The organism is Arthrobacter sp. fls2-241-R2A-200 (genome assembly GCF_030209745.1).
Taxonomy (GTDB): Bacteria; Actinomycetota; Actinomycetes; order Actinomycetales; family Micrococcaceae; genus Arthrobacter.
In genome coordinates this window covers 161,717-175,567 of sequence record NZ_JARVRJ010000014.1, presented here as the reverse complement: position 1 = coordinate 175,567, position 13,851 = coordinate 161,717, and the positions used below count along the sequence as shown (strand labels likewise).

11 protein-coding genes are annotated in these 13,851 nt (G+C 64.1%); 1 reads left to right on the top strand and 10 read right to left on the bottom strand.

Translation table 11 applies throughout. From position 1 onward, the window contains the following. Positions 1-621: 621 nt before the first annotated feature. The 3 genes from tyrS to QRN42_RS15595 form a co-directional block, all read right to left on the bottom strand. Positions 622-1,932: a tyrosine--tRNA ligase gene (tyrS, locus tag QRN42_RS15605; RefSeq protein ID WP_284980057.1), complete on the bottom strand. Its 1,311-nt coding sequence runs from the start codon at positions 1,930-1,932 to the stop codon at positions 622-624. Positions 1,933-1,967: 35 nt separating this feature from the next. Continuing rightward, positions 1,968-4,196 carry a HelD family protein gene (locus QRN42_RS15600; protein ID WP_284980055.1) on the bottom strand — a complete coding sequence of 743 codons (2,229 nt, stop codon included), beginning with the start codon at positions 4,194-4,196 and terminating at the stop codon, positions 1,968-1,970. A 90-nt stretch (positions 4,197-4,286) separates the two neighbouring features. Further along, positions 4,287-4,931, bottom strand: a complete 645-nt coding sequence (locus QRN42_RS15595; protein WP_410551026.1) for a DNA-3-methyladenine glycosylase — start codon at positions 4,929-4,931, stop codon at positions 4,287-4,289. Between the two features lie 107 nt (positions 4,932-5,038). Here QRN42_RS15595 and QRN42_RS15590 point away from each other — a divergent pair, with 107 nt between their 5' ends. Further along, a complete protein-coding gene (locus QRN42_RS15590) occupies positions 5,039-6,523 on the top strand; it encodes an AlkA N-terminal domain-containing protein (protein WP_284980054.1) in 1,485 nt (494 codons plus the stop codon). A gap of 13 nt (positions 6,524-6,536) precedes the next feature. On the opposite strand, the gene QRN42_RS15585 is transcribed toward QRN42_RS15590, so the two are convergent. The 7 genes from QRN42_RS15585 to argB all read right to left on the bottom strand — a co-directional run bounded on the left by QRN42_RS15585 (position 6,537) and on the right by argB (position 13,841). Further along, positions 6,537-7,274 (bottom strand): maleylpyruvate isomerase family mycothiol-dependent enzyme, encoded by a 738-nt coding sequence (locus QRN42_RS15585; protein WP_284980052.1) that lies wholly within the window; start codon positions 7,272-7,274, stop codon positions 6,537-6,539. 76 nt (positions 7,275-7,350) lie between these two features. Beyond that, on the bottom strand, positions 7,351-8,766 hold the full coding sequence (gene argH / locus QRN42_RS15580; protein WP_284980051.1) for an argininosuccinate lyase: 1,416 nt from the start codon (positions 8,764-8,766) through the stop codon (positions 7,351-7,353). After that, a complete protein-coding gene (locus QRN42_RS15575; protein WP_159734867.1) occupies positions 8,763-9,968 on the bottom strand; it encodes an argininosuccinate synthase in 1,206 nt (401 codons plus the stop codon). The genes argH and QRN42_RS15575 overlap by 4 nt, the downstream gene beginning before the upstream one ends. A 60-nt stretch (positions 9,969-10,028) precedes the next feature. Continuing rightward, entirely contained in the window at positions 10,029-10,565 is a 537-nt protein-coding gene (locus QRN42_RS15570) for an arginine repressor (protein WP_284976648.1), read from the bottom strand. After that, the gene (argF, locus tag QRN42_RS15565; RefSeq protein ID WP_284980050.1) at positions 10,565-11,572 is read right to left on the bottom strand and encodes an ornithine carbamoyltransferase; all 1,008 of its coding nucleotides are present in this window, start codon (positions 11,570-11,572) and stop codon (positions 10,565-10,567) included. Before argF ends, QRN42_RS15570 begins: the two co-directional genes overlap by 1 nt. Next, positions 11,569-12,870: an acetylornithine transaminase gene (locus tag QRN42_RS15560; RefSeq protein ID WP_284980049.1), complete on the bottom strand. Its 1,302-nt coding sequence runs from the start codon at positions 12,868-12,870 to the stop codon at positions 11,569-11,571. The genes argF and QRN42_RS15560 overlap by 4 nt, the downstream gene beginning before the upstream one ends. Then, positions 12,867-13,841, bottom strand: coding sequence for an acetylglutamate kinase (argB, locus tag QRN42_RS15555; protein ID WP_284980048.1), 975 nt, complete (start codon positions 13,839-13,841; stop codon positions 12,867-12,869). The genes QRN42_RS15560 and argB overlap by 4 nt, the downstream gene beginning before the upstream one ends. Positions 13,842-13,851: the final 10 nt, after the last annotated feature.

Genomic DNA, 13,851 nt, shown 5'->3' with positions numbered 1-13,851 from the left:
TCCGTTGAAAACAAAAAATCAAACAGACACAACCACACCCACCGGAAATAACGGCAAACACGGCTGCACAAAATTCGAAACCAGCTGAAAACCAGACCACCACACACAGACGTGCGCAGGGCCCAGCCATAATTTCAACCAATCAAAAAACAATCGGCATCAACAAACTTGGCACACTATTGAGTTCTCAAACAACAGACACTAACCGGCACCACCCACACCCCACAGGGTCCAGGATCGCTCCGGAGCAACTTTTCAAACTTACCTGATCAACCTGGCCTTGGCAAATCAGCGTTTCCGCGATTCCCAGCCCATATAACCAGCCCCGAACCCGTCGCCGGCGCACTGGCAAGCGCGCCAATTTCAGGCTCATATTGAAGGGGGTCGGCCCCCGCAGTTACCAGCCCTAGGCTGCCTCACTCGCGGCGACTCAGAAGACATTACACGCTCCATGACCTCGGCACAAATCCGGCCCCGCACCGTCGTCGAACCGGGCCAAACCACGCGGGACGTTATGGCGGAAACGCCGGTTTAAAGGCGGAGAGGACCGGCAACCGTAACGGTTGCCGGCCCTCTCCGTGCAGGGCTTTCTTCGTGCAGGGACTTCTCCGTGTTAGGACTCTAGGCCGACACTTCGATCGTGGCGAGGTTCTTCTTGCCACGGCGAAGGAGCAGGTACCGGCCGTGAAGCAAGTCATCCTGCGCAACGACGGCATCGGGATCGGACACCTTGGTGTTGTTCACGTAGGCACCGCCCTCGCCGACGGTACGGCGGGCTGCAGATTTACTGTCCGACAGTCCCGAGGCGACCAAGAGATCGATGATCCCCAGGCCGTCAGCGCCGACCTTCGCCGAAGGAAGTTCTGCAGTGGCTGCCTCCAAGGTCTGCTCGTCCAGCACAGTCAGGTCTCCGTTGCCGAACAGCGCCGCGGAAGCGGCGATGACTTTCTCGGTCGCGTCGACTCCATGCACGAGCGAGGTGACCTCGAAGGCAAGCTTCTTCTGGCCCTCGCGGGCAAACGGGCGTTCAGCCACCGCCTGTCCGAGTTCCTCGATCTCAGCCCGTGAAAGGAACGTGAACACCTTAAGGCGATCCACCACATCGGCATCGGCGGTGTTGAGCCAGAACTGGTAGAACGCGTAGGGGCTGCACATGTCCGGATCAAGCCAGATGGCGTTGCCTTCGCTCTTGCCGAACTTGGTGCCGTCCGAGTTGGTGATGAGGGGCGTGCCCAGGGCATGCACGCTCTTGCCTTCGACCTTGCGAATGAGCTCCGTGCCACTGGTGAGATTGCCCCACTGGTCCGAGCCGCCCGTCTGCAGGGCGCAGCCATAGTCGCGGAAAAGCTGGAGGTAGTCCATTCCCTGCAGAATCTGGTAGCTGAATTCGGTGTAGCTGATGCCCTCGTCCGAGTTCAGGCGGGAGGCCACTGCATCCTTGCGGAGCATGGTGCCCACGCGGAAATGCTTCCCGATTTCACGGAGGAAATCGATGGCGCTCAGTGGCGCGGTCCAGTCGAGGTTGTTGACCATCCGGGCCGGGTTCTCGCCGTCGAAACTCAGGAAGCGGCGTACCTGCCCCTGAAGGTAACCGACCCACTCCGCCACGGTGTCTTTGGTGTTCAAGGTGCGTTCCGCCGTCGGACGCGGATCCCCGATGAGTCCGGTAGAGCCGCCCACCAAGCCGAGTGGCTTGTGGCCGGCAAGTTGCAGGCGGCGCATCAAAAGCAACTGCACCAAGTTGCCTAAATGCAGCGAAGGCGCGGTGGGGTCGAAGCCACAGTAATAGGTGATCGGGTCCCCGGCGAGAAGCTTTTCCAGTTCCGTTTCGTCCGTGGAAACGTGCACAAGACCCCGCCATTTAAGCTCCTGCCAGATGTTGGCAAAAGCGGGATCGTTGTGTTGGGACTCAATGTTGTTTACGTGTGGCACGAGATCTAAGTTAGCAGGATTGACGCGCCATTTTCCTAGCGTTCGATGCCGGCAGGAAGCGGGGCGGCGGCGATGAGGCGAAGACGTTGCGTGGCCCGCGTCATGGCAACGTAAAGGTCGCCCACCTTTCCGTGCTCGTGATTCAGCATGGCTGCAGGCTCCAAAACCACCACGCCGTCGAACTCGAGGCCCTTGGCTTCCTTGGGACTCATCACCACGATGTCCTGCTCGTAACTGCCTGCACCACCACCGACACGCCGTCCGTACACCTTCCGGAGCGCGGCGGCGGCCTGCGGCAGCAGCGGTCCGTCGGCAATCACGGCGAGCAATCCGCCGTCGAGCGCTGTGATTTCCTCGGGCAGGACCTCAAGGAGGCGCGGCACGATCCCATCCGCGTCGACACGGTCCACGATTGGCGACCATTTGCCTTCCCGAACAGCCTTGGGGGCCGAGACCACCAAACCCGCGCGGTTGGCCATGCGGACCGCCGCCTCGGCGATTTGCGACGGCGTGCGGTAGTTCACCGTTAGTTCTTCCAACGACCACCGGCCACCGAACGACGGCGCCAGGGCGCTCTTCCACGAATTGGCACCGGCCGCTGCACTGGTCTGCGCGATATCCCCCACGATCGTGAAGGACTTCAGCGGGCAACGACGGACCAAGAGGCGCCACTGCATGGGCGAAAGTTCCTGGGCCTCGTCAACAATAATGTGGCCAAAAGCCCACGAGCGATCGCTGGTGGCTCTTTCGGCCGCGGTCAGACGGGTTTCGCGTTCCTGATTCTGGTCTGCGAGTTCTTCGGCCGTGACCAGGACGTCGACGCCCATCGATTCCATGTTGGCCAAGGTCTGCTTGGCGTTGGCGAGATCCCGGGCACGGTCGGCTTCCTGCTGGGCCAATCCCCTGCCTGCGGCCGGATCGAGTTCACCGAGCAACTCGGCAGCCTCGTCCAGCAACGGCACATCCGCCTCTGTCCACGGCGCGTCGGCAGGACGCTGCAGCAAGGCGCGTTGCTCCGGCGTCAGGTGTGGCGTGCAGGCCTCGAGGATGGCGGGCTTGCTGAAGAGCTCGGAAATCAGCTTCTCCGGTGTCATCGGCATCCAGCAAAGGTTCAGTGCAATGCGAACATCCCGGGCGGACCGGACGTCCTCTGCCAGGTAGGCGCGATCGGCATTGTTGCCGATATTCGACTCCTCCACCAGATCGGTCAACTGCTCTGTGAGCTCACGCAGGAGGATCTTCACGAACGTCAAGCGCGCCTCATTGTGGGGTTTGCCGGTGGCCCGCGCCTTTTCTCGGGCACGGCGTACCTGCCTGACAGAAAGGGTCAGCTTGCGCGAGTCAACTTCGAGGACCAGGTCCTGGGCAGGGGTCCGTTGGCGGTTGGCGACGGCGTTGGCCACCACCTTGGCCATGTCGAGCTTGCCCTTCAGGGCCGCTACGTTGCTGTCCTCCTCCGGCACGGCATGGATTCCGGGCATGAGGCGGCCGAGGCTCGCCATAACCACGCCGGTCTCGCCGAGCGATGGAAGGACGCGTTCGATGTAGTGCATGAAGGAGGACGACGGCCCCACCAAGAGGACGCCGGCGCTCTTGAGCCGGTCCCGGTGGGTGTACAGCAGGTAGGCTGCCCGGTGCAGTGCGACGGCGGTCTTTCCCGTACCGGGACCGCCTTGGACCACCAGGGCGCCGGAGATGGAGGAACGGATGATCCGGTCCTGCTCGGACTGGATGGTGCCCACGATGTCGGACATGCGGCCCGTGCGCTTGGAGTTAAGGGCAGCAAGCAGCGCGCCCTCTCCTTGGAGTGACTCGTTATCGGCCAACAAGCCAGCGTCCAGGACATCGTCCTCGATGGCTTTGACCTCACGTCCTTGGAGGATCAGGTGACGACGACGGCGGACACCTTGCCGGTCGAAGGCAGTCGCCTGGTAAAAGTGCCCGGCTTCGGGCGCCCGCCAGTCAACCATGAGCCGCTGGAGGTCAGCCGTGGTCAAGCCAATGCGGCCGATGTACTGCTCCTCACCGGAATCGAGGTCCAGACGGCCGAACACCAGCCGGTCATCGACGGCGTCGAGCTGGGCAAGGCGGTCCTCGTACAGGGCCGCGAAAGCGTCACGTTCGGACACATTCTGCATGGTTCCCACAGCACCGGCCCTGCGTACCTGCGCCAGCTGGGCACGCTTTTCTTCACGCAGCTCATCGAGCCGGGCATACAGCCCGGCCACATATTCCTGCTCGTGGACCAAATCAGCGTCGTGCATCGAACCGTACCCCTATCGCAAAAGACAGACCGTCCATTCTACAGTGATTTTGGTAAACGCGGTGGGGTGGCGGTCACATGCCGGACGGCGCTAGATCGTAACGGCGCGCTTCCGCGGACGTGCCGCTTTGTAGCGCGAGACGGTGGGATCGTTGTCGACCCAAAAGCGCCATGGGTATTCGCTCGTTCCACCCGGTCCTGCCACGCCAACTCTGGGTCCGCTGGACACCGCCTCCGCCGGCGAGCGCGGCAACCACAAGCTGAAGGGTTCTGCGAGCGCGTCACGGCCTGTGTCCGCCGTCGTAAGTCCCAGCGCGGACGCCAGCCTGGCAGGTCCGCTCGCCAGATCCTTTGGCGTTTTGGCGGCGGGGCGGCGGGCCGCGGCAAGCCCTTCGCCGTCGACGATCTCACCTGCCCGCAGCAAGAGGGCGGACGGTGCGTCCTCCGGACCACAGACGATGTTGGCGCAGTAATGCATGCCGTAGGTGAAGTAGACGTAGAGGAATCCCGGCGCCCCGAACATCGGGGCGTTCCTGGCTGTGCGTCCGCCAAAGGTGTGGGAGCCGGGGTCGGGGTGCTGGGAATCACGTGGGCCCATGTACGCTTCCACCTCGGTGAGCCTGACGGACACCGGACCCGCGTCGGAGTGGTGCGTCAGCACGGCTCCGAGTATCAACGGGGCGATGACGCGGGGGTCGCCAGCGAGGAATGCACGGACGTCCGCTGGTTCTGTCATGAAGGTTTCCATGGACGGGCTCATGCCCAGACACTAGCAAAAAGACCTGCAAGGGCCATGTCCGATTCCCGCTAGAAGTGTCCCCCCGTGGCTGGCAGGATGGGGAGATGGACTTCTGGCAGCGCTACAGGGCAATCGATGCCCGCGACACCCGGTTCGATGGCCAATTCTTCACCGCTGTCAGCTCCACCGGCATTTACTGCCGCCCGTCATGCCCCGCCCGGACACCGAAGGCGGAGAACGTGACGTTTTACGAAACCTCCGCCGCGGCGCACGAGGCCGGGTACCGCGCTTGCAAACGCTGCCTCCCGGAGGCCGTTCCGGGAACTCCCGCGTGGAACGTCCGCTCCGACGTGGCGGGCCGCGCCATGCGACTCATCAACGACGGCGTCATCACTCGCGAAGGCGTCGAGGGCCTGGCGCAACGTTTGGGCTACTCCCCGCGGCAACTCAACCGGATCCTCAGCCAAGAACTCGGCGCGGGTCCTCTCTCCCTGGCGAGGGCGTGCCGGTCCCAAATAGCGAGGACACTGCTGGCCTCCACGGATATGCTCCTTGCCGATGTTGCGTTTGCATCAGGGTTCAACAGCGTGCGGCAGTTCAACGACACCATCGGTGAGGTCTTCGCGATGACGCCGACGGCGTTGCGGGCCACTGCTGCCAAGCCCCACCATGGCGGAGCTGCTGCAGCTTCCACCGCGGGCCCGGTGCCCTTGACGTTGAATTTGCCGTACCGGGAACCCTTCGATCCCGGCATATTCGACTTCCTGGCCGTCCGCGCTATTCCCGGGATCGAGGTGGCCAGCACCGGGCCGAACGGAACGGCAACGTACGCCCGCACCCTCCGCCTCCCACGCGGCAGCGCCTCCTTCTCCGTGACGTACACGCCGTCGAAGCCCGGCAGTTCGTTACAGCTAACGGCTACTGTGGCGGATCTTCATGACCTCCCCGCACTGTTGAGCCGCGTCCGGAGGTTGTTCGATCTAGACGCTGATCCACAGGCAATCGACGAAGCTTTGGCGGCGGACTCGAGGCTTGCAGACCGGGTCGCGGCCATTCCTGGAATGAGGCTGCCTGGTGCCGTCGATCCCCAGGAACTGTTGATCCGGGCCATGATCGGCCAGCAGATCACCGTGGCGGCTGCCAGAAAAGCCCTGACGCAGCTGTCAGTTGCCGGCTCCCCTGCCGGGCCGGGTGCCCCTGGCCTGGACCGCTTCTTCCCGACGGCGGCGGAACTCGCTGACCAAGGCCGCGCCCTGCTCCGGGGTCCCCAGCGCCGCATTGATTCCATCGTGGCGGCGGCCGAAGCGATGGCGAGCGGGGCGTTGGACTTCGGCTACGGGGATGACGTGCCGAGCCTGGAACGCAAACTGCTCCCGCTGCCCGGTGTTGGACCGTGGACAGTCGGATACGTCGCAATGCGCGTGCTAGGCGCCCCGGATATCTTCCTGGCCAACGATGCCGCCGTCCGCAACGGGTTGAAGTTACTGCCTCCCCGGGAGGGCTTGAGTGCCACATTCCAAGAGGTCAGCCCGTGGCGCTCCTACGCCACCATGCACCTGTGGCGGACGGCGGCAAAGAAGCGGGCGTGAGGGAGCAACTGGCTTAGCGGGTTGCCGGCAGCGCGGCAGGCCATGGAAGGAGCTCGGGTAGCTCGATTCCATCGGCAGCGGCTGTTGCGCGCAGGCTTCCTAAGGTCGGTTCCCGTCCGGCGAGCCACGCAGCGATGTCTGTCAGCATGCCGGTGATGGCAACGGACGTGCCACCGGTGCCGATAGCCAGTTGGGGAAGACCGGTGGGCTGCAGGATGAACTTATACTTCTCAGGCACACGTGCTGCCAGGAAGTCGATGAGATGTTCGCAGAAGGGGCGGCTCCACGTCTCGGGCCCGTAGCCCAGGCCCAGGTCTGAGGCATGGATGGTGAGTTCGCGCCAAAGCGCCAAACCGCCGTCGAGCACTGTTCCGTCCCTGTACGCGATGCGGGCGTTCCAGCCGTCCCCCTTCACGTGGTCGAACGCGGCTGTTGCGGCTCCCAGAGCGGCAGAAACAGCTTCTGTGTGCTGCGCGAGGCTATGCCCGGCGGCCAGGTCGATCGCCTTGTTGCGGCCCTCCATGCCGCCGTCGTACAGTTCCACGGTCTCGCCGCGGAGGGCGTAGTCGAGTTGGCGGGCCATAGCCCGGCAAATCCCGCCGATGTGCGCAAGGACGTGTCCGCGTGTCCAGCCTGGAAGCTCCGACGGTTCAGCGACGGAGGAATCGTCCATGGTGGCTAGGAGGCGGGTGACGACGTCGGCGGCTTTGTGAAGCTCTGCGGGCAGCGTCTCAGGGGTGATCGGGGTCATAGCGCCATGCTAACGCACCAGTTAAACAGCTGTGGGACAGCACTTGACGTGCCGTCCCACAGCTTCTTTTGCGTCGTTAGCCCGCGTAGGAGCGGACTGCGCCCAGCTCCGCTTCGAGAGCCGCCAGTTGGCGTTCGACGGCGGCCGGCGCCGTTCCGCCCTGCGAGTTGCGGCTGTTCAGCGAACCCTTGGTGCTGAGGACAGAGCGGACTTCAGGAGTCAGGTGCTCCGAAATCGCCCCGTATTCCGCGTCCGTCAGGTCCCACAGCTCCACGCCACGGCTTTCGGCCTGCTTGACGGCGGCACCGGAGAGCTCGTGGGCCTCCCGGAAGGGCACGCCCTGGCGGACCAGCCACTCGGCTATGTCCGTGGCCAACGCGAAGCCCTGCGGAGCCAGCGATTCCATACGCTCTGTGTTGAACGTGAGCGTGGCAATCATGCCCGAGACGGCCGGAAGCAATACTTCCAGTGTGTCGGCGGCGTCGAATACAGGTTCCTTGTCTTCCTGCAGATCGCGGTTGTACGCGAGCGGCAGGCCCTTGAGAGTCGCCAGGAGTCCCGTCAGATTGCCAATGAGGCGTCCTGCCTTGCCGCGGGCGAGCTCGGCAACGTCCGGGTTCTTCTTCTGCGGCATGATGGACGATCCCGTGGAGTAGGAATCATGCAGCGTCACGAAGGAGAATTCCTTGGTTGCCCACAAGATGACTTCCTCGGAAATGCGGGACAAGTCCACACCGATCATGGAACACACCCAGGCGAACTCGGCGAAGACGTCGCGGGATGCGGTGCCATCGATCGAGTTGTGGACGGCCGAGAAGAAACCCAAGTCCGCGGCAACAGCCTCAGGATCGAGCCCCAGCGAAGAACCTGCCAAGGCACCGGAGCCGTAGGGCGAGACGCCGGCACGCTTATCCCAGTCCTGGAGGCGCTGCACATCACGAAGCAGTGCCCAGGCATGGGCAAGCAAGTGGTGGCTCAGCAGCACCGGCTGGGCGTGCTGAAGGTGCGTTCGGCCAGGCATGGCTACACCGTGGTGGGCCTTGGCTTGCTCGACCAGCGCATCGACGGTGGCGAGGACACCGCGGGCTATGATCCGGGCGTGGTCACGCAGGAACATCCGGCCAAGGGTTGCCACTTGGTCGTTCCGGGAACGGCCCGCGCGGAGCTTGCCACCCAATTGGGTTCCGGCACGCTCAATCAGCCCACGTTCCAGCGAACCGTGCACGTCCTCGTCACTCTCAGCCGGGACGTAGGCGCCGCTCGCAACGTCCTCGTCCAATTGCTGCAGTGCCGCGAGCATGCCTTCGAGCTCGGCATCGTCCAGCAAACCGGCCTTGGCCAGCACCCGCGCGTGCGCCTTGGAACCGGCGATGTCGTACCGGGCAAGCCGCCAGTCAAAGTGGGTGGACTTGCTCAAAGCGGCCAGCGCATCCGCGGGGCCGCCGGCGAACCGGCCGCCCCACAAGGCACCTTCATTAGTTGCGCTTGTCATTCCCCTGCAACCCGGAGGTCGCGGCCGGAAGCAACCTTGGAGGACATGCCCCACAGCTCGATGAAACCGCGGGCCATGGACTGGTCAAAGGTGTCGCCGGTGTCGTAGGTGGCCAGATCGAAGTCGTAGAGCGAGGTCTCGGAGCGACGACCGTTGACGATTGCCTGGCCGCCGTGAAGGACCATGCGGATGTCGCCGGAGACGTACTGCTGGGTGTCCTCGATGAATGCGTCCAGGGAGCGCTTCAGCGGGGAGAACCACTGGCCGTCATACACAAGCTCGGACCAGCGCTGGCCAACTGTGGCCTTGAATCGGGCCTGCTCACGCTCGATGGTGATGTCCTCAAGGTGCTTGTGCGCAGTGATCAGAGCCATGGCACCGGGTGCTTCATAGATCTCGCGGGACTTGATACCCACCAAGCGGTCCTCGACGACGTCGATGCGGCCAACGCCTTGGGCGCCGGCACGGCGGTTCAGTTCCTGGATGGCCTGCAGTGGGGTGACCTTGACGCCGTCGATCGCTACCGGCACGCCGGCCTGGAAGGAAATGGTGACCTCATCCGGGGCCGGAGGGAATTCCGGGGTGGCGGTGTAGTCGTAGATGTCCTTGGTGGGAGCGTTCCAAATGTCCTCAAGGTAGCCGGTCTCGACGGCGCGTCCCCAGACGTTCTGGTCGATCGAGTACGGGTTCTTCTTGGTGGTCTCGATCGGGAGGCCCTTTTCCTCGGCGAAGGCAATGGCCTTGTCGCGGGTGAGCGCGAGGTCGCGGACCGGTGCGATGCACTTCAGGTCCGGGCCGAGGGTCTGGATGCCAACTTCGAAGCGGACCTGGTCGTTACCCTTACCGGTGCAACCGTGGGCAACGGTGGTGGCGCCGAACTCGCGGGCGGCCTTCACGAGGTGCTTCACGATGACGGGACGCGAAATGGCCGAAACCAACGGGTAGTGGCCTTGGTAGAGTGCGTTGGCCTTCAGCGTCGGCATGGCGTACTCGTTGGCGAATTCGTCACGGGCGTCAGCGACGTAGGCCTCGACGGCGCCGCAACCGAGTGCGCGCTGGCGGATGGTCTCCAGGGACTCGCCGCCCTGTCCGACGTCGACCGCCACGGCGATGACCTCGGCACCGGTGGCTTCACCGATCCAGCCGATGGCTACGGATGTATCAAGGCCACCGGAGTAGGCCAGAACAATGCGCTCAGTCACGAGAGTGCTCCTTTGTTGTTGCTTGGTTTCATTCATTCGAATCAATGCTGTGTGAAGCTTTTAGTTGCCGGGGCCGGCTTCCTCGGCCATGTGGAGGAAGCGCGCTGCGAGGTCCGCTCCGCCGTCGGGATCCCGGGCCACCAACAGCAACGTGTCATCGCCTGCGATCGTACCCAAAATGGACGGCATCACCGAGTGGTCGATGGCCAATGCCAAGAAGTTTGCAGCCCCCGGAGGTGTACGCAACACCACGATGTTGCCCGAAGCTTCCGCCGTCACCAGCAGTTCGCCGCAAAGCCTGCTCAGCCGGGCATCCAGGATTTCCTGCGTGACACCGCTCTTGGCGTTCCGGTCCCCGCCTTCGCCCGGAACGGCGTAGACCAAGACCCCCTCCTTGCCGCGGACCCTCACCGCGCCCAGTTCCACCAGGTCCCGGGACAGGGTCGCCTGGGTGACCTGGACGCCGTCGTCCGCCAGCAAAGCTGCAAGCTCGGCTTGCGAGCGCACGGACTCACCCGTCAGGATCGCGGTGATACGCGCCTGGCGGGCTGTCTTGGTGGCCGGGCTGACCGGTGGCACGGACGGGTTGGCGGACACTAGAACGTGCTCTCCCCGGTTCCCTCTACCGGAGCAAGCCCCTCGACGAAAGCAAGGCCCGAGCGGTGCATCAGCCAGGCCATGAGCGCCTTCTGGGCGTGGAGCCTGTTCTCTGCCTCATCCCACACAATGGACTGCGGACCGTCAATGACGCTGGCCGAGATCTCATAACCGCGGTAAGCCGGGAGGCAGTGAAGCACGACGGCGTCCGGCGCCGCTTGCGCCATGGCCGCCTCGTCCACGGAGTACTCGCGGAACAACTGCATCCGCGCTTCCTTTTCGGATTCCTGCCCCATGGAAACCCAGGTGTCCGTTGCCACCACGTCGGCACCCTTCAGGGCCTCCGCCGCATCGCTGGTGACCAGCACGGACCCGCCGGTCTGGGCAGCCCGTTCTTCTGCGGCAGCGACGATCTCTGCCGCTGGCAGGTAACCGTCAGGGCCGGAAATGCGGACGTGCATGCCGGCAGTGACCCCGGCCAAGAGGTAAGAGTTCGCCATGTTGTTCGCAGCATCGCCCAGGTAGGCCATGGTCAATCCGGCAAGTTCGCCCTTGTGTTCCTTGACGGTCAGTAGGTCGGCAAGGAGCTGGCAGGGGTGGTAGTCGTCGCACAGGGCGTTAATCACCGGGACCTTGGAGTTTTCCGCCATGGCCACCAAGCCTGCGTGGGCACCGGTCCGCCACACAATGGTGGAGACCATGCGCTCCAGGACCTTCGCTGTGTCCTCCACGGATTCCTTGTGGCCGATCTGCGCCTCGCCGGGGTTGATGATCAGGGCGTTGCCGCCCATGTCCGCGATGCCGGTGGCAAAGGAGACGCGCGTACGGGTTGAGGTCTTATCGAAGATCACCGCAACGGTCTTGCGTCCCTGGCCGTCGGCAGCGAACGGCTGCACGCTGTAGGGAGCCGCCTTCATCCGCGCCGCGAGTTCGAGGACCTCCCGCTGCTCGGCCGGGCTGAGGTCCGTGTCCTTGAGGAAGTGACGTGTGGTGGTGGAAGTAGTCACTGTGAGTCCTTTGCAGTCGTGTCTTTGGCCGTGGCAATCAGGTCCGGCAGTGCCGCCAAGAAGTGGTCGGCCTGCTCGGTGGTGACGATCAGTGGCGGGGCGAGGCGGATGGTTCGCGGGCCGGGGCTGTTGATGATGAACCCGGCGTCCAGGCCTGCGGTCACCATGGCAAGTGCGATGTCCGCATCGAGGTCGAAGCCAATCAGCAGGCCGTCACCGCGGACTTCGGTCACGCCCTCGACGCCGGCAATGCCTTGGCGTAGGTGGGCTCCGACAGCCTGCACCTTCTGCAGGACGCCCTGGCTTTCGATGGCGTGGAGCGTGGCAAGCGATGCCGCCGTAGCCACCGGGTTCCCCCCGAAAGTGGTGCCGTGCTGGCCTGCGGTGAGCAGGGCCGACGTCGTACTTCCGAAAGTGATCAAGGCACCCACCGGGAAGCCGCCGCCCAGTCCTTTGGCGAGCGTCACGGCGTCCGGGACGATGCCGGCGTCCTCGCTGGCGAGCCATTTTCCGGTGCGCCCGATACCCGTCTGGACCTCGTCCAGGATCAAGAGTGCACCGGCCTTGCTGGTGGCTTCGCGGGCCGCCTGCAAGTATTCGTCGCTGAGCGGCCGCACACCCGCTTCGCCCTGGATGGGTTCGAGGAAAACGGCCGCGGTGGCATCGTCGACGGCGGCACGCAAGGCTTCGATGTCACCGAACGGTATGTGGACCACGCCACCGGGCAGTGGCTCGAAGGGCGCCCTGTAGGCTTCCTTGGCCGTGAGCGCGAGGGCACCCATGGTGCGGCCATGGAAGGCGCCTTCGAGGGCGATGATCTTGGTGCGTTTAGCGTCTGGGTTGGTGTTGTTGCGGCGGGCCAGCTTAAAGGCGGCCTCATTCGCTTCAGTCCCGGAGTTGGCAAAAAATACCTTGGAGCCCTCCGGCGCGTTGCTGATGGCCAGCAGTTTTTCGGCGAGCGCGATCTGCGTGGGGCTGGTGAAGAAATTGGAGATGTGTCCCAGCGTGGCGAGCTGGCTGGAGATCACCGAGGTCACGAACGGGTGGGCGTGGCCCAGGGCGTTCACGGCGATGCCGCCGAGGAGGTCAAGGTATTCCTTGCCGTCGGCGTCCCACACCAAGCAGCCTGCACCCCGGACCAGGACGCGCTGCGGAGTGCCGAACACGCCCATCAGTGAGGACGAGTAGCGGGCCAGCCAGTCAGCGCCCGAGCTCTGGGTAACGAGCGTGGTTGCGGCGGCCTCCGCAGCGATGGGGGCGCCATCGCCGGTGGGATTGAGGCCAACAGTTTCGCTCATGCGTTCACTTCCTCGTCCGGTACTACTTGGGTGCCAATACCCGCCGTCGTGAATGTCTCCAACAGCATCGAGTGGGCGAGGCGGCCGTCCACGATGTGTGCCCGTTCCACGCCCTCGTCAATGGCTTTGAGGCATGCGGCCATTTTGGGAATCATGCCGGATTCGAGCGTGGGCAGCATGTCGCGCAGTTCCGATGCGGTCAGAGAAGAAATCAGCGACGACTTGTCCGGCCAGTCGGCGTAAAGACCTTCCACGTCCGTGAGGATGACCAGCTTTGTAGCGCCCAATGCCGAAGCGACAGCCGCAGCAGCGGTATCTGCGTTGACGTTGAGCACTTGGCCAGTGGTCTGGAAGCCGCGGGAGCCGTCAGCCCGGGGCTCGCCGTCGACAACCTCCGGGGCGACCGTCGAGATGACTGGAATGCGGCCGGCGTCAAGGATGTCCTTGATTCCGGCGGGATCAACGCCGACAACCTCGCCCACCAGGCCGAGGTCCACTTCTTCGCCGTCCACAACGGTGCCCGTTCGGACCGCGCGCAGCAGTCCGCCGTCCTCACCGGACATACCCACGGCGTAGGGTCCGTGGGAGTTGATCAATCCGACCAGCTCCCGGCCCACCTGTCCGGTCAGGACCATCCGGACCACGTCCATGGCCTCCGGAGTGGTGACGCGGAGGCCACCCTTGAACTCGGACTCGATACCCAAACGGCTCAGCATCGAGTTGATTTGCGGTCCTCCGCCGTGCACCACCACAGGGTGGATGCCCACATGGTGGAGGAACACGATGTCTTCGGCGAAGGCCCGGCGAAGGTCCTCGTTGACCATGGCGTTGCCGCCGTACTTGATCACCATGGTGGTGCCGGCAAAGCGCTGGATCCACGGCAGGGCTTCGATCAACGTGCCGGCCTTGTCCTGGGCGGTCTTTGCCGAATCCCCGCCGATGGATGCAGTGTCGCGGGTTTGCGCAGTCATTGTCATTCCG

Excerpts from the sequence above, each read along its gene's own strand:
- QRN42_RS15600 (WP_284980055.1), bottom strand. The coding sequence starts at position 4,196 with ATGCACGACGCTGATTTGGTCCACGAGCAGGAATATGTGGCCGGGCTG.
- QRN42_RS15560 (WP_284980049.1), bottom strand. The coding sequence starts at position 12,870 with ATGAGCGAAACTGTTGGCCTCAATCCCACCGGCGATGGCGCCCCCATC.
- QRN42_RS15595 (WP_410551026.1), bottom strand. The coding sequence starts at position 4,931 with ATGACAGAACCAGCGGACGTCCGTGCATTCCTCGCTGGCGACCCCCGC.
- argB (WP_284980048.1), bottom strand. The coding sequence starts at position 13,841 with ATGACTGCGCAAACCCGCGACACTGCATCCATCGGCGGGGATTCGGCA.
- argH (WP_284980051.1), bottom strand. The coding sequence starts at position 8,766 with ATGACAAGCGCAACTAATGAAGGTGCCTTGTGGGGCGGCCGGTTCGCC.
- QRN42_RS15590 (WP_284980054.1), top strand. The coding sequence starts at position 5,039 with ATGGACTTCTGGCAGCGCTACAGGGCAATCGATGCCCGCGACACCCGG.
- QRN42_RS15585 (WP_284980052.1), bottom strand. The coding sequence starts at position 7,274 with ATGACCCCGATCACCCCTGAGACGCTGCCCGCAGAGCTTCACAAAGCC.